Origin of the sequence: Serratia sp. 2880STDY5682894 (assembly GCF_001537385.1) — a bacterium.
Taxonomy (GTDB): Bacteria; Pseudomonadota; Gammaproteobacteria; order Enterobacterales; family Enterobacteriaceae; genus Serratia; species Serratia nevei.
Genome location: NZ_FCJA01000002.1, coordinates 320,771 through 338,670, shown reverse-complemented (window position 1 = coordinate 338,670; position 17,900 = coordinate 320,771). Strand labels below are relative to the sequence as shown.

The 17,900-nt window shown below is 60.1% G+C and carries 17 protein-coding genes; 11 read left to right on the top strand and 6 right to left on the bottom strand.

The window, feature by feature from the left end; translation table 11 throughout:
- Positions 1-5: 5 nt before the first annotated feature.
- Positions 6-794 carry an ABC transporter substrate-binding protein gene (locus AWX27_RS06395; RefSeq protein ID WP_038877877.1) on the top strand — a complete coding sequence of 263 codons (789 nt, stop codon included), beginning with the start codon at positions 6-8 and terminating at the stop codon, positions 792-794.
- 158 nt (positions 795-952) lie between these two features.
- Here the strand turns inward: AWX27_RS06395 and tmaR are convergent, their stop codons facing one another.
- The 3 genes from tmaR to AWX27_RS06380 all read right to left on the bottom strand — a co-directional run bounded on the left by tmaR (position 953) and on the right by AWX27_RS06380 (position 3,360).
- Positions 953-1,270: a PTS system regulator TmaR gene (tmaR, locus tag AWX27_RS06390; RefSeq protein ID WP_004935612.1), complete on the bottom strand. Its 318-nt coding sequence runs from the start codon at positions 1,268-1,270 to the stop codon at positions 953-955.
- 160 nt (positions 1,271-1,430) lie between these two features.
- Entirely contained in the window at positions 1,431-2,498 is a 1,068-nt protein-coding gene (locus AWX27_RS06385) for an FUSC family protein (RefSeq protein ID WP_060420256.1), read from the bottom strand.
- A gap of 94 nt (positions 2,499-2,592) precedes the next feature.
- Positions 2,593-3,360: an N-acetylmuramoyl-L-alanine amidase gene (locus tag AWX27_RS06380; RefSeq protein WP_060420253.1), complete on the bottom strand. Its 768-nt coding sequence runs from the start codon at positions 3,358-3,360 to the stop codon at positions 2,593-2,595.
- A gap of 175 nt (positions 3,361-3,535) precedes the next feature.
- Here AWX27_RS06380 and AWX27_RS06375 point away from each other — a divergent pair, with 175 nt between their 5' ends.
- Positions 3,536-4,282, top strand: a complete 747-nt coding sequence (locus tag AWX27_RS06375) for a S24 family peptidase (protein WP_019453597.1) — start codon at positions 3,536-3,538, stop codon at positions 4,280-4,282.
- Positions 4,283-4,307: 25 nt separating this feature from the next.
- Here AWX27_RS06375 and AWX27_RS06370 read toward each other — a convergent pair whose 3' ends face one another.
- Positions 4,308-5,417, bottom strand: coding sequence for an SDR family oxidoreductase (locus AWX27_RS06370; RefSeq protein ID WP_049200545.1), 1,110 nt, complete (start codon positions 5,415-5,417; stop codon positions 4,308-4,310).
- A gap of 258 nt (positions 5,418-5,675) precedes the next feature.
- On the opposite strand from AWX27_RS06370, the gene AWX27_RS06365 reads away from it, so the two are divergent.
- The 3 genes from AWX27_RS06365 (at position 5,676) to sbcB (ending at position 7,643) form a co-directional block, all read left to right on the top strand.
- Positions 5,676-5,882 carry a hypothetical protein gene (locus AWX27_RS06365; protein ID WP_060420250.1) on the top strand — a complete coding sequence of 69 codons (207 nt, stop codon included), beginning with the start codon at positions 5,676-5,678 and terminating at the stop codon, positions 5,880-5,882.
- A gap of 54 nt (positions 5,883-5,936) precedes the next feature.
- Positions 5,937-6,125, top strand: coding sequence for a DNA polymerase III subunit theta (locus tag AWX27_RS06360; RefSeq protein ID WP_049200522.1), 189 nt, complete (start codon positions 5,937-5,939; stop codon positions 6,123-6,125).
- A 90-nt stretch (positions 6,126-6,215) separates the two neighbouring features.
- Entirely contained in the window at positions 6,216-7,643 is a 1,428-nt protein-coding gene (sbcB, locus tag AWX27_RS06355; protein ID WP_033635248.1) for an exodeoxyribonuclease I, read from the top strand.
- A gap of 71 nt (positions 7,644-7,714) precedes the next feature.
- Here the strand turns inward: sbcB and AWX27_RS06350 are convergent, their stop codons facing one another.
- Both AWX27_RS06350 and AWX27_RS06345 read right to left on the bottom strand, forming a co-directional pair.
- Positions 7,715-9,082, bottom strand: coding sequence for an APC family permease (locus AWX27_RS06350; protein WP_038877871.1), 1,368 nt, complete (start codon positions 9,080-9,082; stop codon positions 7,715-7,717).
- Positions 9,083-9,616: 534 nt separating this feature from the next.
- The gene (locus AWX27_RS06345) at positions 9,617-11,035 is read right to left on the bottom strand and encodes a glutamine synthetase family protein (protein ID WP_060420247.1); all 1,419 of its coding nucleotides are present in this window, start codon (positions 11,033-11,035) and stop codon (positions 9,617-9,619) included.
- Between AWX27_RS06345 and AWX27_RS25275 the strand changes: the two genes are divergently transcribed.
- From AWX27_RS25275 to AWX27_RS06320, 6 genes are all read left to right on the top strand, one after another.
- On the top strand, positions 10,949-11,233 hold the full coding sequence (locus AWX27_RS25275; protein ID WP_162215439.1) for a hypothetical protein: 285 nt from the start codon (positions 10,949-10,951) through the stop codon (positions 11,231-11,233). The genes AWX27_RS06345 and AWX27_RS25275 overlap by 87 nt on opposite strands.
- 197 nt (positions 11,234-11,430) lie before the next feature.
- Entirely contained in the window at positions 11,431-11,988 is a 558-nt protein-coding gene (gene puuR / locus AWX27_RS06340; RefSeq protein WP_038877865.1) for an HTH-type transcriptional regulator PuuR, read from the top strand.
- Positions 11,989-12,145: 157 nt separating this feature from the next.
- Entirely contained in the window at positions 12,146-13,657 is a 1,512-nt protein-coding gene (locus AWX27_RS06335) for a sugar ABC transporter ATP-binding protein (protein ID WP_060420244.1), read from the top strand.
- Positions 13,654-14,649, top strand: coding sequence for an ABC transporter permease (locus AWX27_RS06330; protein WP_060420241.1), 996 nt, complete (start codon positions 13,654-13,656; stop codon positions 14,647-14,649). Before AWX27_RS06335 ends, AWX27_RS06330 begins: the two co-directional genes overlap by 4 nt.
- Before the next feature lie 244 nt (positions 14,650-14,893).
- Positions 14,894-16,882, top strand: coding sequence for a ligand-gated channel protein (locus AWX27_RS06325; protein ID WP_060420232.1), 1,989 nt, complete (start codon positions 14,894-14,896; stop codon positions 16,880-16,882).
- A 55-nt stretch (positions 16,883-16,937) separates the two neighbouring features.
- The gene (locus tag AWX27_RS06320) at positions 16,938-17,885 is read left to right on the top strand and encodes a siderophore ABC transporter substrate-binding protein (RefSeq protein WP_060420230.1); all 948 of its coding nucleotides are present in this window, start codon (positions 16,938-16,940) and stop codon (positions 17,883-17,885) included.
- Positions 17,886-17,900: the final 15 nt, after the last annotated feature.

Here is a 17,900-nt window from a genome sequence, read left to right as displayed (position 1 = left end):
ATGACATGAAAACCATCAAAGGGCTGTTGTTGTTGCTGCCGCTGGCCGCGAGCTTTCCCGCGCTGAGCGGTGAATTCAGCGGCAAAGTGATCAAACTGGGCATCGATCCCACCTTTCCACCGCTGGAATATAAAACCCCGCAGGGCAAGCTGACCGGCTTCGGCGTCGATATCGCCCAGGCGCTGTGCGACCAGATGCAGGCCAAATGCGTGTGGGTAGAAAGCAGCTGGGACGGCATGATCCCCGGCCTGCAGGCGAAGAAATTCGACGCCATCGCCTCGTCGATGACCATCACGCCGCAGCGCCGGCAGCAGATCGCCTTCTCCAGCAAGGTCTCGAACGCCCCGGCGCGGCTGGTGGCGCATAAGGGCAGCAACCTGCAGCCTACCGTCGCCTCGCTGAAGGGCAAATCGGTCGGCGTGCAGCAAGGCTCCAGCCAGGAGGCCTACGCCAACGCGCTGTGGCGCCCGGCCGGCGTCAACGTGGTGGCCTACCAAAGCCAACAGGAAGTGAACGAAGATTTGGCCAACGGCCGGCTGGATGCGTCGCTGCTGGCCAGCGTCAGCGCCAGCGAGTTCTTCAAAACGCCCGGCGGCAAAGATTTCGCCTTTATCGGCGCCGAGCTGACCGACAGCAAATACTTCGGCGTCGGCGACGGCATCGGGGTGCGCAAAGACGATACCGCGCTGCTGAACGCCTTCAACGCCGCGCTGCAGGCGATCCGCGCCAACGGCACTTACAAGAAAATCAACGACAGGTATTTCGACTTCGACATGTACGGCGCGGAGCAGTAACAAGCGTTCCCCGGCGGTCACCTGCAGATCCTGCAGGATGGGGAGGCGCCTTCGGCCGCCGGGGAACGCCCCAACGGAAACGGCAGTGTCGGCAAGAACGGAAAATCAGGCGGGATAAGGATGCGGGCCAGGCAGGACGCCCGGCCCGCTAACGCGGGTTACTTCACTTCGCCCATCGCTTTCAGCTTTTTGGACAGCTCGCGGCGTTCTTTGGACAGATCGGCATTTTTGATGATGTAGTCATCAACGCGATCTTCGTAGTCGCTGCGCATGTTGGCGATGATGCCCTGAATGTCTTCAATGCTCATGCCGGGCTTGATGTACTCACTCAGGTTGTCGAGCAGCAGCACGCGCTTCTGGTTATCACGAATTTTCTTTTCGTTGTCGACGATCTCGCGTTGCAGTTTGTTTTTGCGGCGGAACATACGCACAAACTCCAGCACGTCCTGAAAACTCGGCTTATTTGCATTATCCATCTTTATACCCTTGCTTTAGTAATACACAGATTCATTTGCTTACGGCCACATGGCACCAAGATACAGGTTTGTGGCGGTCCGGCACAACAGTGATTGCCTTATCTTACCCACTTTGCCCCGGCGGCCAAAACCCAAAGCGCCGCCTTCATGATCTGACCCCTTATTCGCGCCCGGCGGCGGTGCAGACCTGGAGCAGATCCCCCAGCTCTTCCAGCTGCTGCGCCAGCTCCATGCTGAGCCAGACATAGCCGTAAATCGGCGCTTCGCCGTGCTGGCCGAGGCTGACCTCTTGCATCAGCGTTTTCAGCTCGCCGGCGATCTCCGCCAGCTGCCCCGCCGCCGCCTGCCGCTGCGCCTGGGGCCCTTCACGCATCAGCACCGCCAGCGATTCCAGCGAGCTCAGCGTCAGCAGCTGGGTGCTGCGCAGCGTGTGGGCGTTCAACATGATGAAGTGCGTTTCACGCGAGGCCCAGTAGGCGTCGGCCATCAGCTCCAGCGTGCACACCAGATTGCGGCTGAGGGTTTGCACCGCCTCGAACACCGCTTTGGGGATGCGGGTTTCCTTGCTGGCGGGCACGATCAGGCTGCGCAGCTTCACCACCTGATTCAGCAGGTCCTTGAGCTGCGGCTCCAGCCGCGGCCGCTCAATGACGTTCGGCGAAAAATACGCGCCGTAGAGGCGGGCGGCGGTTTGCAGACAGTCCGCCATCTGCATGCGCCACAGAATATAGGCGCGCTGTGGGTAGATGCTGGTGAACAGCAGCGCCAGCAGCGAGCCGAAGATCACGTCGCCGCTGCGCCACAGCGCGGTATGCATGTCGCCGGCGCCCGCGCCGCACACCACCGCCAGCGTGATCCCTACCAGCAGCGCCATATACGGCCGTTTGCCGAGCGTCAGGTAACCGCAGACGAACATCACCACGCCGCACCAAACCAGCATCAGCGGCAGCGAATAGAGTTCCAGATACAGGGCGATCAGGCCGGACGCGGCGCCGAACACCGTGCCGGCAATGCGTTGCAGCGCCCGCTGCAGCACGTTGCCCCAAAACGAGATCGGCCCCATCACCACCACCAGGGTGATCAGCGGCCAGGTGCCTTCGGGCACCGCCAGCAAGCGGATCAGCAGAAAGGTCAGGATAAACGCCAGCCCGATGCGCACGCCGTGGACGATGCGATAGTGGCGGTAGGTCAGCAATTCAAGGGAAGAGATTTTTCGATCGAGGCGCACGATGCCTCCGATAAAGACCAGCCAGGCCGCTATTTTAGCGGAGGAAGCCCGGCAAGGAAAAGGCGAATGAGGCGTCCCCCATTCGCGGTCAGGCTCAGGCGGCGTACTTGTCGACCAGCGCGCGCAGAACGGCGGCGGTTTCGACATCCATCACGCCGTCATACTTCTGCTGGCGGAAGTGCAGCTGGAACGCGCGCACCAGCTGGCGATAGCCTTCTGCGGTATTGGCCGCCGAGGTGTCGTAGCCGTATTGGGCGAACAGCTTCAGCAGCTCGGCCTGCGCCGGCAGCCCCTGGTGGCAGTATTCCTGCTGGCGCTGCTGCTTGGTCGCCTCGTCATACCAGGCGCCGACGCCGGCCTGATACAGCTGCTGCCACGGGAACTGCGGGCCCGGATCGCTCTTGCGGCCCGGCGCGATGTCGGAGTGCGCCACCACGTTCACCGGCGAGATGTCCGGGTAACGCTGCAGGATATTCTGCGCCAGCTGGGTGACCGCCTCGATCTGCTGCGGGTTAAACGGCGGGAAGGTGATGTTTTCACCGTCGCCGCTCGCCAGGTTGACGATCTCGATGCCGATCGAGGTGTCGTTGATATTGCTGCGGGTGCCCCACTGGCTGGTGCCGGCATGCCAGGCGCGCTCGTTCTCGTCCACCAGGTTGAAAATGCGCACGCCGCTAAAGCCGGCGGCCTGATAGGTGGCCTCGGTCGGATCCGGCACCAGATAGTGCGCGCTGACCGATTTTCCGGTCAACGACTTCACCGAGTCGGCAAAGTTTTGCGCCGTGTAGTGCAGCACCAGAAAACGCACGCGGTGGCCGAAGCTGGCGACCGATCGGTAGCTATTGTAATCAATCTTGTACATCGTAAAGTCCCTCTCTCGTTTGATTTCACTGAGCGGCCTCTCATCATGACAGGCCGCTCCGCACAGGTGAACCTTTGGCTCACCCTTTTGTTTTAGCTAATTGCTAAATTATGCGCAAGCGTTTTTTAGCAAAACCGTTATTTACCTTTTTGCTAAAGAGTGCGATCATCGAACAATGGAAACTAAAGAAATCAGGCGCAACAATCTGCGCGAATTGATGGCCCGCTACGCCCGGCAAGGCGTCAACCAGAATGAGTTCGCCACGCTGGTTGAGTCTTCCGCGCCGACGCTGAGCCAAATCATCGGGGAAAAATCCTCCCGCAATCTTGGCGACAATCTGGCCAGGCGGATCGAGGCCAGGCTGAATTTGCCCAAGGGCTGGTTCGACGTGTTTCACGAAAAGCAGCTGGTGCGCCCGTTTGACAACGTGGCGGCGGAGTCGGACTTCCAGCCCGCCCGTTTGAAACCGGTGGTATGGGAAGATACCGAACAGGACAAGGAAGAGTTTGTGGAGATCCCGCTGCTGGATATTGATTTTTCCGCCGGCGACGGCTGCTACGAAATCGTCGATCGCGAGGAGTTTTCGCTGATCTTCCGCCGTTACTACCTGCACAAGATGGGGGTGGCGGTCAACGCCGCGCGTATTATTCGCATCTCCGGCTCCAGCATGGAGCCGCGCCTGCAGGACGGCGACGTGGTCGGCATCAACACCGACGACACGCGCATCCGGGAAGGCAAGACCTACGCCATCCGCCACGGCAATTTGCTGCGGGTGAAGGTGCTGATCGAGCAGCCGGACGGCGGCGTCATCATCCGCTCCCTCAACCGGGAAGAGTACCAGGACGAGCACCTCAGCTATCAGCAGCGCAAAGAGCAACTGGTGGTGCTCGGCCGCGTCTTCTGGTCCTCTTCGTCCTGGTAGCGGAACAACCTCGGGCGCCCGGCGGTTATTTGAAGTCCACCACCATCTGCTGCTGGATAGACAGCCCGCGGGTCGACTGCACGCAGCCGGCGATGTAGTCGGTGAAGCGCGGCGGCTTCGGCATGCCCAGCTTGAGGATCTTCTCGTTGCTGAAACGCACGTTGAGCATGGCGAAAGATCCGTACAGGCGCATCGCTTTCAGCATCAGCCGCTCGTTGCACGGGCCGAAAATGTCTTTCAGCTGGCGGCGCATTTTCACCAGCGCGTCATACGTCACCTGCGCATACTCATCGCCCACCGGCGCTTTTTCCAGCGCGGCCGCCATGGCGTTGTCGATTTCGGCAAAGCTGACGCTGCTCTCCACGCCGGCGGAGATGTGATACACGTCGTTCTCCAGCGTTTCGCTGTTCATCAGCATCACCAGCGCATCCGCGCAGTAGTCCGCCGGGATCACGTCGATATTGTCCTGCAGCGAGCACATGAATTTGCGCAGCATCAGCGCCATGCCGAACACCCAGAAAATGCTGCTGGAAGGCTGGCAGCCCAGGCGGGTGTGCCCCACCACGATCGACGGACGAGCGATGGTCAGCGGCATTTGCGGGCAGCGTTGCCGCATCAGCTGTTCGATGGTGGATTTGGAACGCGTATATTCCACCAGGTGCTCGGCGTCTTCCTCAAACTCGCCGCTCTCCGCCACCAGCGAACCCGGCTCCGGCGAACAAGACATGGCGGTACCGACGTGCAGGAAACGTTTTAATCCCGGCACCTGCGCCATTCTTTCGGCAAAGGCCAGAGTGCCTTCTACGTTTACCTTCCAAATGAGCGGGTTATTACCAAATGAAGCAACGGCCGCACAGTTAATAACGTGCGTGACATTGTTAATACGTGCGTCAGTTAAAAAGTCGGCCGGCTCGGAAAGGTCGCCCAACAATATATTTTCTATCGTAATTTTAGACAGCAGGTTCGCATCGATATTAAACTTTTCCATATTCGCGCGAATACGGGCCAGCCCTTGCTGCGCATCATCGGCGCGCACCAGTAAAAGATAATTAATAGACTGATTTTCAATCAATAATTTTTCGAGAACTGCACCACCGAGAAAGCCGGTAGCGCCGGTTAACAGTAGCGTTTTCATAATTGTCACCCACATTGGCATTGAATGTGGAAGATTGTATCTGCGGATAATTAAACAAATATTAAATAGAATTACGGCGCCCCTACTCAATTTTCTTAATATTATCTTAAGGAATCTTTTGAAACATCCATCATGGATTTCGTAACAAAAGAGTCGGGCACGCATTGCGATTAATCCCTACTGTTTAAATACCATTGATGTAGCCCCTGATTTAATTTAACGGTCAATGTTATTTCTCTTCTCGTCCGTGGAGGACTTATGACCTATAACCAAAAAGCCTGGTTGGGGGTTTTGCTGCTGTGCACCCTGTTTTGGGTGGCGGTCATCGGCGGCGCCTGTTCGCTGTATAACCGGGCTGATCGCCTCAATGCACACCAGCCGCAGAGCGAGTTCGCCGCCCGCCACAGCCTGGTCCCCTGCTCGCAGCAAGGCGCTCAGGCGTCCACCGCCCCCCGGAATGGGTAGGGACAAGACCCGCTAACGATCCTATTATGCCCTAAGGTTAACAGGGAGATAACGATGGCTCGAAAGCTGGATAGCTTACCGCAGGCACAACGCGAAAAAATAGAAACCGATTTGCTGGCCATCAGCGTGATCTACAACGAGCGCTACGGCATCGCCTCGACCCAGGCGGAAACGGAACAACAGATCCCCGACCACCTGCTCCCCTACTTTCATCAACGGCTGGATTATTATCGCCGTGCGTAATTGCGCGCATTTCGCTAACCGCCGCTTGGCATCGCTCCCCACGCCGTTACAATAGGGGCATCTTGTATCCGCCACTGAAGAGACGCGATTTTGAGCAGCAAGGCAACGGCCACATTTTATATTCACGATTACGAAACCTTCGGCAAAAGCCCGTCGCTGGATCGCCCGGCGCAGTTCGCCGGCGTGCGCACCGATATGGATTTCAACATTATCGAAGAGCCGCTGGTCATCTACTGCGCCCCGGCCGACGACTACCTGCCGGAACCCGAGGCGGTGATGATCACCGGCATCACGCCGCAGGTGGCGCGCGCCAAAGGCGTTAACGAGGCCGAGTTCACCCGCCAAATCCATCAGGCCTTCAGCGTGGCCGGCACCTGCATTCTCGGTTACAACAACATCCGCTTCGATGACGAAGTGAGCCGCAATATCTTCTATCGCAATTTCTACGATCCCTATGCCTACAGCTGGCAAAACGGCAACTCGCGCTGGGATCTGCTGGATGTGATGCGCGCCTGCTATGCCCTGCGCCCCGACGGCATCGTCTGGCCGGAAAACGAAGACGGCTTCCCCAGCTTCCGCCTCGAACACCTGACGCGCGCCAACGGCGTCGAGCACACGCAGGCTCACGACGCGATGTCGGACGTTTACGCCACCATCGCGATGGCCAAACTGGTCAAGCAGGCGCAGCCCCGGCTGTTCGATTTCCTGCTGCAGCACCGCAACAAACACAAGCTGAACGCCCTGATCGACGTCGCCGAAATGACGCCGCTGGTGCATGTCTCCGGCATGTTTGGCGCAGCGCGCGGCAATACCAGTTGGGTGTCGCCGTTGGCCTGGCACCCGGACAACAAGAACGCGGTGATCATGTGCGATCTCGCCGGCGATATGACGCCGCTGCTGACGCTGAGCGCCGAGCAGCTGCGTGAACGCCTGTATACCCGCCGCGACGACCTGGCGCCGGATCAGGCGCCGGTGCCGATCAAGCTGGTACACATCAATAAATGCCCGGTGCTGGCGCCGGCCAAAACCCTGCTGCCGGAGAACGCCGAGCGGCTGGGCATCGATCGCCAGGCCTGCCTGCAGAACCTGCAGCTGCTGAAACAGCACCCGGAAGTGCGCGAGAAAGTGGTGGCGCTGTTCGCCGAAGCCGAGCCGTTCAAAGGCTCCGACGACGTCGACGCCCGGTTGTACGACGGTTTCTTCAGCGACGCCGACAAGGCGGCAATGAGGATTATTCAGCAGACCAAGCCGCAGAACCTGCCGGCGCTGGATCTGGCCTTCAGCGACGGCCGCATGAAAGAGCTGCTGTTCCGCTTCCGCGCGCGCAACTACCCGAATACGCTGGACGATGCCGAGCAGCGCCGCTGGCTGCAGCACCGCCAGGAAGCGTTGAGCGCGGAGCGCGTGCAGAGTTACCTGCTGCAGCTCGAATCGCTGTATAACCTGCACGAAGGCGACAAAGAGAAAACCGCCCTGCTGAAAGCGCTGTTCGATTACGGCAAAGAGTTGGTAGGGTAAAACCCGCTGCAAGCAGAAAAGGAAAAGGCCGCAAATGCGGCCTTTTTGGTGGCAGAGGAGACGGCTCGCGCTTAGGCGGCGTCTTCGCTCGCTTGCGGCACCGGCAAACGGAAGCTGCGGGTGACGAAGGCCAGGTAGATCAGGCCGATAGCCGCCCAGACCAGACCCAGCGTCATCGAGCTGGCTTCCAGGTTGACCCACAGCGCGCCGACGGTCAGTGCGCCCATCACCGGCAGGATCAGGTAGTTGAACGTGTCCTTCACGGTGCGGTTCATCTTGTCGCGGATATAGAACTGCGAGATCACCGACAGGTTGACGAAGGTGAAGGCCACCAGCGCACCGAAGTTGATCAGCGCGGTCGCGGTCACCAGGTCAAACGATACCGCGGACAGCGCGATGGCGCCCACCAGCAGCACGTTCAGCGCCGGGGTACGCCACTTCGGATGCACATAGCCGAAGAAGCGAGTCGGGAACACGCCGTCGCGGCCCATCACGTACATCAGACGCGAAACGCCCGCATGTGCCGCCATGCCAGACGCCAATACCGTCACGCAGGAGAACACCAGGATCACCGACTGGAAGAACTTGCCCGCCACGTACAGCATGATTTCAGGCTGCGACGCGTCAGGATCCTTGAAGCGCGAGATGTCCGGGAAGTACAGCTGCACGAAGTAAGACACCACGATAAAGATGATGCCGCCGATCAGCGCCGTCAGGAAGATGGCTTTCGGGATCACTTTCTCTGCGTCTTTGGTCTCTTCAGACAGCGAGCTGATGCCGTCGAAGCCCAGGAACGAGAAGCACAGGATGGTCGCGCCGGTAATCATCGGCACCACGTGGGCGTTATCGGACCAGAACGGACGGCTGCTGACCAGCGTACCGGCGCCTTCGCCGTGGTAAATGCCGTTGATCACCAGGCCGAGGAACACGATCATGATCGCCACCTGCACCACCACGATGATGGAGTTCAGGTTAGCCACCAGCTTGATGCCGCGCAGGTTGAAAATCGTCATCAAGCCGACCAGCACCGCCACGAAGATCCAGGACGGGACGCCCGGGAAAATCGCTTCCAGGTAAATCTTGGCCAGCAAGATGTTAATCATCGGCATGAACAGGTAGTCCAGCAGCGATGACCAGCCCACCATAAAGCCGACGTGCGGGCTGATGGCTTTCTGGGCGTAAGTGTAGGCAGAACCGGCGGAAGGGAACTTCTTCACCAGCTTGCCGTAGCTCAGGGCGGTAAACAGGATCGCCAGCAGAGCGAAGGCGTACGCAGTCGCGACGTGACCATCGGTCAGGCCGGATACGATGCCGAAGGTATCGAAGATGGTCATTGGCTGCAGATAAGCCAGGCCCATCATCACTACCGGAACCAAAGTCAGGGTTTTGCGCAGCTGGGTGCGCTGAGCCGGAGCGGCGTTGAGGGTATTATCGGACATTGTTCAGCCCCCCCTTACCTTGAGCCTTGCGGATGGCGGACACGCCAAGACTTAAGGTTGCGGGGAAACTTCGCAACGAGCGACTTAATTCTAAAAGAAGGGGATTGTAAGCTGGATAACGGGTCGAGGAAACCTCGGCTGCTCCATAGTCGCTGCGGCCACAGCGGAAACCGGCGGGCACCGGTGCTAAAGTGAAAAATTGCCCCATCTTTCTAATCCTCATGAGTCACGACCATAAAGTTTTGTTTGATCGTGCACGAAACTATTTATCTATCCGGATCGGTGTCCGGCCTCGCTTGGTGTATGAAACGCTACGTTGGTAAAACTTAATGCAAAAAAAATAACCGACGCGTTAAAACGTCGGCTATCTGCATTTGAGATATTTTGCACCAGAATGCCTCCGGATGACAAGATCCGGAAGCCCTCAAATACAAATTCTTTTTGTCGATCGAACGGAAAACCAGCCCGGCAGGCGAATTAATCCGCTACCAGCAGGCCGGTCGCCCGCACATACCTCTTACTTTATACGCCCATTCAGGCATTTTTCAACATCCAGTCGATCTCGGTTTCCGTCACCCGCCGTTCAAACTGCAGCAGTTCGTCCGTCTTGCAGGCGTGATAAACCTGGGTAAAACGCTCGCCCAGATAATGGGTCAGCGCGTGCTGGTGTTCGAACTCGTACAATGCGTCGCTCTGGCGGATCGGCAACGGCAGCCCCTCCTGCTCCAGGCCGTTGCCGGTCACCGGCTCTGGCAGCGGCAGCGCGTTGTCCAGCCCGTACAGCATGCCGGCCAGGATCGCCGCCATCACCAGATAGGGATTGGCGTCGGCACCGGCCACGCGGTACTCCACCCGGTGGTTCTCCGGTTCGCCGCAGGGAATGCGCAGCGCCACGGTGCGGTTGTTGTGGCCCCAGGCGGCCTGGATCGGCACATACATCCCCGGCTGGAAGCGCCGGTAGGCGTTGACGTTCGGCGCCAGCAGCGCCATCGATGCCGGCATCAGGGTGATCATCCCGGCCAGCGCCTGTTTCAATAGCGGTGAATCCTCGCCTTCCGCATCGGCGAACAGGTTGTTGCCCGCCCCGTCCTGCATGCTGACATGCACGTGCATGCCGCTGCCGGCGTAATCCTCATAGGGTTTGGCCATAAAGGTGGCGTGCATGTCGTGGTTCTCGGCCACCAGCCGCACCAGCCGCTTCAACGCCAGCGCGTGGTCGCAGGCCAGCAAGATATCGTCGGTATGACGCAGGTTGACCTCGAACTGCCCCGGCGACGCCTCCGCCACCGCGCCGTCCGCCGGTAGCCCCTGCAGCTTCGCCAGCGCGTCGATGTCGTTCAGCACCTCGGCGAAATGGTTCAGGTTATCGACGGAATACACCTGGCTTTGGGTGTTGCGCTCCTGGGTGCCGGGCGCGCATGGCGGCTGCAGATCGCCCTCCGCGTCGCGCTGCCGATCGATGAGATAAAACTCCAGCTCTACCGCTGCCACCGGGAACAAGCCGCGCTGTCGCAGCGCCTGCCACACGCGGTTCAGCACATTGCGGGGTTCAACGTCAAAGGGAGTGCCATCTTCATCCAGCATGGTCAGCAGCACCTGGCCGATATGCTCCGGATCGGCGGCCGACGGCGTCAGCGAGCCGGGCACCGGCAGGCATACGCGGTCCGGTTCGCCGAGCTCCTGCCCAAGACCGGTTTCCTCCACCACGTTGCCGAGAATGTCCATGGCGAACACCGACGCGGGGAAATAGCTGCCTTTTTCCAGTTTTTTCAGCCCTGAGACGGGTATGCGTTTGCCGCGGAAGGAACCATTGAGATCGGTGAGAAGGATATCGACATACTGCGTGGCGGGATGGCGTTCCAAATAATGAGCAACCTCATTTTGGAACGCGCTACTTCGCCTCTCTTCATGATGCTGTGCAAAATGTTCAACTGCTGCGCTATTGGTTTGCATACGTCACCCGCCATTATGCTCTTAAGGCGCGTTGGCGCCCGTCCGCCGTTCGATTCAACACATGATTGGATTTCTCGCCAGGCCGCGCCGCTGCTGGGCGCTCAAAATAACATCCACAATATGAAACATAGCCTTAACAGAATAGGTTTGCAAATGTTACAATCCTGTTTGATTATTCGCCACCGGCTGCTAAATTGATAAAATATTGACCGAAAAGGCCTTGCCGTTCTTTTTACGTCAATTATTTCGTCCAACGCACCGAGAGTGAACATGGGCAATATATTTTCCAAACCTGCCCTAACTACCGATATCATGCAGCATCGTTATCGCCCAGACAGGCGCCCGATAGCGATATTCATGTCTGCCTGTCGCCCCTACCAGAAGGAAGTACCGCTATGAGCGAAGCCAGCTTGGCACCGGGCAAACGCCTGTCGCAGATCCGTCAGCAATTGGGTTTGTCGCAGCGCCGGGTCGCCGAACTGTCCGGGTTAACCCACAGTGCGATCAGCACCATCGAACAGGACAAGGTCAGCCCGGCCATCAGCACGCTGCAAAAGCTGCTGAAGGTGTATGGCCTGTCGCTGTCTGAATTCTTTGCCGAACCGGAAGCCGCCGACGAACCGCGCGTGGTGATCGACGCCGAGGACCTGATTGAGATCGGCAGCCAGGGGGTGTCGATGAAGCTGGTGCACAACGGCAGCCCGACGCGCAACCTGGCGATGATGCTGGAAACCTACCAACCCGGCACCACCACCGGCGAAAAGATCAAACACCAGGGCGAAGAGATCGGCACCCTGCTGGAAGGCGAGATCGTGCTGACCATCAACGGCCAGAGCTACTGCCTGACCGCCGGTCAGAGCTACGCCATTAATACCGGCATCCCGCACAGCTTCAGCAATACCTCGGCGCGCATCTGCCGCATCGTCAGCGCACACACCCCCACCACCTTCTGACCGCTTCTCGCACCGGCGCAGCCTGACGCGGGTTGCGCCCCTGCCCGCCAACGCGTTTTTCACCGCCGTTATGCCATTTTGTTGGTTGCCAACGGCGCAATCTGTGTTACAACAGAGCAGAACAGCCATCTAAACATCTAAACGGCCTTACTACGCAATGTCAACCGCAACGCCTTCGCGCCTCGAGATGCGCAATATCTCGATCGCCTTCGCCGGCTTCAACGCGCTGCAGGACGTGGACTTCACGCTGCACGGCGGTTCAATCCACGCGCTGGTCGGCGCCAACGGCGCGGGCAAGTCGACGCTGATGGCGATCCTCTCCGGCGCCCACGATCATTATCGCGGCGAGATCCTGATCGACGGCCAGGCGGTGGCGATCCACTCCCCGCTGCAGGCGCGCCGCCACGGTATTCACGTGGTGCAGCAAGAGGTCGACGTCGCGCTGATCCCCACGCTGTCGGTGGCGGAAAACATCATGCTGGACTGGCTGAACGAGCCGGGCCACTGGCTGAACTGGGCGGAGCTGCACCGCCGCGCCGCGCAGTTGCTGCAGCAATGGGCGCTGCCGCTCAACCCGCGCAGGCGGCTGGCGGACTGCACGCTGGCGGAAAAACAGCAGGTACTGCTGGCGCGTGCGCTGTCGCACCGCTGCCGTTTTCTGGTGCTCGACGAACCGACCGCGCCGCTCGATCGCGCCGAGAGCGAGCGCCTGTTTAACGTGGTGCGCCGCCTGCAATCCGAAGGCATCGGCATCGTGTTTATTTCCCACCGCATCCACGAATTGAGCGACATTTGCGATCGGCTGACGGTGCTGCGCGACGGCCGGCGCGTCAGTGAAGATCCCATGCGCGGGCTGAGCGGCGAGCAGATCGTCGAGAAGATGCTCGGCCATCGGCTGGACGACATTTTCCCACCGCCGCGCCCGCCGCACGCCGAGCGAACGCTGCTGCAGGTGCAAGGCTTGCGCGATCACCACAAGCTGCGCGACGTTTCGCTGCGGCTGCATGAGGGCGAAATTCTCGGCATCGCCGGGCTGGCTGGAGCCGGCAAAACCGAGCTGTGCAAAGCGCTGTTCGGCGCCAGCGCCGTGCAGCTCGAGCGCGGCGAACTGCGCGGGCAACCCTGGGCACCGCGCGCGCCGCACCTCTCGGTCGAACAAGGATTGGCGCTGGTGCCGGAAGAGCGCCGCAAAGAGGGCATCTTCATCGATGAGGCGATCCCGATGAACCTGAGCGTCAGCGCCGACGACAGCTTCTCGCGCTGGAGCCTGTTCAGCCGGCGGCAAGAGCTGCGCTGGGCGCGCGAGATCATGCAGCGCCTGAACATTCGCGCCTCGGGCCCGCAACAGCGGCTGGCGCGCCTGTCCGGCGGCAATCAACAAAAAGTGGCGATCGGCAAATGGCTGCGCGGCGACGCCGAGGTGCTGATCTTCGATGAACCGACCAAGGGCGTGGACATCAAGGCCAAGCAGGAGCTGTTTGGCCTGATCGACGGCCTGGCGCGCGCCGGCAAAGGCGTGATTTACGCCTCCGGCGAGTTCGCCGAGCTGGTTGGCCTGTGCGATCGCATCTGCGTGCTGTGGGACGGCCGCATCGTGGCGGAGTTGAACGCCGCCGACATCGACGAAGAAACCTTATTGCTCTATTCCACCGGAGGAACCCCTGCGTGAGTAAAGAATTAGCCCTGCGGCCTGCGCTGCCCTGGCGCCAACAGCTGTACGATTTCCTCTACAAATGGGGCATGTTGCTGACCGTGGCGGCGCTGATCGCCCTGTTCGGCCTGGCGTCGGACAACTTTCTCGATGCCAACAACATCATCAATATCCTGCGCTCGATCGCCATCGTGACGGTGATCGCCATCGGCGTCTCTATCTCGCTGTCGGTCGGCGGTTTCGATCTGTCGGTCGGCTCAACCGCCTCGTTGGCCAACGCGCTGGTGATTTCGCTGTTCGTCTGGCACGGGTTCGGCACCACCGGCGCCATCGTGGTAACGCTGCTGCTGTGCACGCTGGTCGGCCTGTTCAACGCCCTGCTGATCGTGGTGTTCAGAATTCCCGATATGCTGGCGACGCTGGCCAGCCTGTTCGTGATCCAGGGCGTGGCGATGACCTACAGCTACGGCGGATCCATCACCCAAAACATGGTGCTGCCGAATGGTGACATGGCGGAAGGCCTGATCCCGGAGGTGTTTTCCGCCCTCGGCCAGGTGCCGGTGATCGTGCTGATCATGCTGGCGGTCACCGTCGCGGTGCAGCTGTTCCTGTCGTTGACCAAGCATGGCCGCCGCATGTATGCCATCGGCGGCAACCCCGAAGCCGCACGTCTGTCGGGCATCCGCACCGTGCGTTACAGGGTTGCCGCTTACGTCATTTCCTCTTGGCTGGCGGCGCTTGGCGGCATCTTGCTGGCGTCACGTATCGGCTCTTCGCAGGTCAACGCCGGCGGCGGTTATCTGATGGACGCGGTGGCGGCGGCCTATATCGGCTTCTCGCTGGCCGGGGCCGGTAAACCCAATGCGCTCGGCACCCTGATCGGCGCGGTGATCCTCGGCGTGCTGCAAAACGGCCTGGTGATGCTGTCGGTGCCCTACTACGCCATGGACATTATCAAAGGCCTGGTGCTGGCGTTGGCGCTGGCCATCACCTACATCCAGAAGCGCTGATCCTCCCCGGCGCACGCCCGCTGCGCCGCTTTTCCCTTTAATTCATCCGGTTACCCTTTCCCGTCAGCAGAACAAGCATACAAATGATATGAATTATCATTAGCGTTTACATTCAGTAAAAAATCCTTACAATATCCTCACGCAACGCTGACGAAGCGAAGTATTTCTCAGCGAACGATGAATAATTTCATTAGAAATTCAATTGGTTAATTACTTTCACTTCAATCCAGGAAAGGTTTACCTCATGGAAACGCCACGTTACAGCAAGCTCGCCGCTCTGGTCGTCGCCTCACTCAGCGCCACCGCCGCGCTGGCCGCGCCGCAGGATGACACCCAGGACACCATGGTCGTCACCGCCTCCGGCTTCCAGCAAAAAATTCAGGACTCCGCCGCTTCCATCTCGGTGATCCCACGCCAGCAAATTGAAGACAAGGCCTATCGCGACGTGACCGACGCGCTGAAAGACGTGCCGGGCGTGGTGGTCACCGGCGGCGCCAGCAGCAGTGACATCAGCATCCGCGGCATGTCCTCCAAGTACACGCTGATCCTGGTGGACGGCAAGCGCGTTGACACCCGCGGTACCCGTCCGAACAGTGACAACGCCGGCATCGAACAGGGCTGGCTGCCGCCGATGGAAGCCATCGAGCGTATCGAAGTGGTGCGCGGGCCGATGTCTTCGCTGTACGGTTCCGACGCCATGGGCGGCGTGATCAACGTCATCACCCGCAAGACCTCCCGCACCGAGTGGAAAGGCTCGCTGCACGGCGACGCCACCCTTCAGGAAAACCGCGATTCCGGCGATCTGTTCCAGACCAACGCCTACGCCTCCGGCCCGCTGATTGAAGGCCTGCTCGGCGTGCGGGTCAACGGCTTGCTGTCGCGCCGCGCCGAAGATAAAATCGCCAACGGTTACAACGAACAGCGCATGCGCAGCGGCACCGCGGTGTTCACCCTGACGCCGGACGAGAAAAACGAATTCGACTTCGAAATCGGCCGCTCGCTGCAGGATCGCAACAGCACACCGGGCAAATCGGTGGTGGCAGAGCGTTGCAGCAAAGGCAAGTGCAAACCTACCTCTCGCAGCGAAGATCTCTACACGCGCACCAACTACTCGCTGACCCACAACGGTTATTACGACTTCGGCAACTCCACCAGCTACGTTCAGCGGGAAGAGACCAATAACCCGGGTCGCAAGATGAAGATGTATAACACCATCTTCAACACCCAGAACCAGTTCGAGCTGGGTTCCCATATGCTGAACCTCGGCGGCCAATACCGCTATGAGAAATTGGGCGACAGCGGCAACCAGCTGAGCTCGGCGAAAGACGTCAACCAGCTGACGCGCTGGAGCTGGGCGCTGTTCGCCGAAGACGAATGGGCGCTGACCAACGACTTCAGCCTGACCAGCGGCATCCGTATGGACCGCGATCAGAACTTCGGCAGCCACTGGTCGCCGCGCATGTACGGCGTCTGGCACCTGACCGAGCAGTGGACGATGAAAGGCGGCGTCTCCGCCGGCTACCGTTCGCCGGATCTGCGCCAATCCTCCGCCAGCTGGGGCCAGGTCACCGGCGGCGGCGTGCGTAACGGCATCATCGTCGGCAACCCGGATCTGCAGCCGGAGAAGAGCCTGAGCGAAGAGATCGGCCTGATGTGGGATAGCCTGAAAGGCGTCAACGCCGGCGTGACGGTCTTCAACACCGACTTCAAGAACAAGATCACCGAAGTACGCCGCTGCGAAGACACGCCGGACTGCAAGATCGGCAACGATGTCTATGACTTTATCAGCGATCGCGTCAACGTCGACAAAGCCAATATGCGCGGCGTAGAGGCCACCTTCGGCTGGCAGATCAACAAAGACTGGAAGTGGAACACCAACTACACCTACACCGCTTCCGAACAGAAGAGCGGCGACTTCCAGGGTAAGGCGCTCAACCAGATGCCGAAGCACATGCTCAACACCGTGCTGGACTGGCAGGCCACGCAGGACCTCAGCCTGTGGTCGCGCGTCAACTTCCGCAGCCGCACCTCTGACTACCTGAGCCGCACGTCGATGGAGACCAGCACCCCATCCTACACCTTTGTCGATGCGGGCCTGAGTTATCAGGCGGCGAAGAACCTGCAGCTGACCGGCGGGGTTTACAACATCCTCGACAAAACCGTGGATTACGACCACTACCGCACCACGCTGGACGGCCGCCGTTACACCGTCGGCATGACCTACAACTTCTGATGCCCCTGGGCGCGCGCTGCGCGCCCTTTTCATTCCATCACCGTGAGGAAGCCCCATGAGATTACGCCGCTCCCCCCTGATGATCGCCCTGCTGGCCGCGATGGCGCTGGCGGGTTGCCACAGCAAAACCGACGCGCCGGTGGCGCCGGCCACCGTCAACGTCCAGCACCTGAACGGCAGCACCGAGGTGAAAAAGCACCCGCAGCGCATCGTGGTGCTGGATTACGCCTCGCTTGAAACGCTGCAGCTGTTGGGCGTCGAGCCGCTGGCGCTGCCCGGCAACCGCAAGAACTTGCCGGATAATCTGAAGCGTTATCAGGATGACAAATACCTCAATGCCGGCACCCTGTTCGAGCCGGATATGGCCGTGCTGCGCGCCGCCAAGCCGGATCTGATCCTGATCGCCGGCCGGGCGTCCAAAGCCTATGACGAGCTGAACGCGCTGGCGCCGACGCTGAACATGTCCGTCGATCCGCAGGATCAGCTGGGCAGCCTGAAACAGCGCACGCTGCAGCTGGGCGAGCTGTTCGATAAGCGGCAGCAGGCGCAGGCGGCGGTCGATAAGCTGGATGCGCAGATCGCGGCGGTCAAACCACAGGCCGCTCAGGCCGGGCGCGGGCTGGTGGTGCTGTTCTCCGGCGGCAAGATCAGCGCCTACGCCCCCAAGAGCCGTTTCAGCTTCGTCTATGACGCCCTCGGCTTCTCGTCTGCGCTGCAGTCCGACGAAAAAGACGTGCGCGGCAACAAGCTGACGCCTGAGCAGGTGGCCAAACTGAATCCGGACTGGCTGTTCGTTATCGACAGAGACGCCGCGACCGGACGGCCGAACGCGGTGGCACCGCAGAAAATCCTTACCGGTACCGCGCTGAAGAAAACCACGGCGGTGAAAAAAGGCCAGGTGGTTTACCTGCCGGCGGCCGAGGTGTATCTGTCCGGCGGCATCGTCACCGCCCAGCACGTCGTCGAACGCGTGAGCGAGGCGCTGAACCACACTGCGCGATAAAGAAAGCCCGGCGAT

Coding starts and splice junctions, on each gene's coding strand:
- AWX27_RS06380 (WP_060420253.1), bottom strand. CDS start 3,360: ATGTACAAGATTGATTACAATAGCTACCGATCGGTCGCCAGCTTCGGC.
- AWX27_RS06370 (WP_049200545.1), bottom strand. CDS start 5,417: ATGAAAACGCTACTGTTAACCGGCGCTACCGGCTTTCTCGGTGGTGCA.
- AWX27_RS25275 (WP_162215439.1), top strand. CDS start 10,949: ATGAGCAACCTCATTTTGGAACGCGCTACTTCGCCTCTCTTCATGATG.
- AWX27_RS06375 (WP_019453597.1), top strand. CDS start 3,536: ATGGAAACTAAAGAAATCAGGCGCAACAATCTGCGCGAATTGATGGCC.
- AWX27_RS06345 (WP_060420247.1), bottom strand. CDS start 11,035: ATGCAAACCAATAGCGCAGCAGTTGAACATTTTGCACAGCATCATGAA.
- AWX27_RS06320 (WP_060420230.1), top strand. CDS start 16,938: ATGAGATTACGCCGCTCCCCCCTGATGATCGCCCTGCTGGCCGCGATG.
- AWX27_RS06360 (WP_049200522.1), top strand. CDS start 5,937: ATGGCTCGAAAGCTGGATAGCTTACCGCAGGCACAACGCGAAAAAATA.
- tmaR (WP_004935612.1), bottom strand. CDS start 1,270: ATGGATAATGCAAATAAGCCGAGTTTTCAGGACGTGCTGGAGTTTGTG.
- AWX27_RS06395 (WP_038877877.1), top strand. CDS start 6: ATGAAAACCATCAAAGGGCTGTTGTTGTTGCTGCCGCTGGCCGCGAGC.
- puuR (WP_038877865.1), top strand. CDS start 11,431: ATGAGCGAAGCCAGCTTGGCACCGGGCAAACGCCTGTCGCAGATCCGT.
- AWX27_RS06350 (WP_038877871.1), bottom strand. CDS start 9,082: ATGTCCGATAATACCCTCAACGCCGCTCCGGCTCAGCGCACCCAGCTG.
- AWX27_RS06335 (WP_060420244.1), top strand. CDS start 12,146: ATGTCAACCGCAACGCCTTCGCGCCTCGAGATGCGCAATATCTCGATC.
- AWX27_RS06365 (WP_060420250.1), top strand. CDS start 5,676: ATGACCTATAACCAAAAAGCCTGGTTGGGGGTTTTGCTGCTGTGCACC.
- AWX27_RS06325 (WP_060420232.1), top strand. CDS start 14,894: ATGGAAACGCCACGTTACAGCAAGCTCGCCGCTCTGGTCGTCGCCTCA.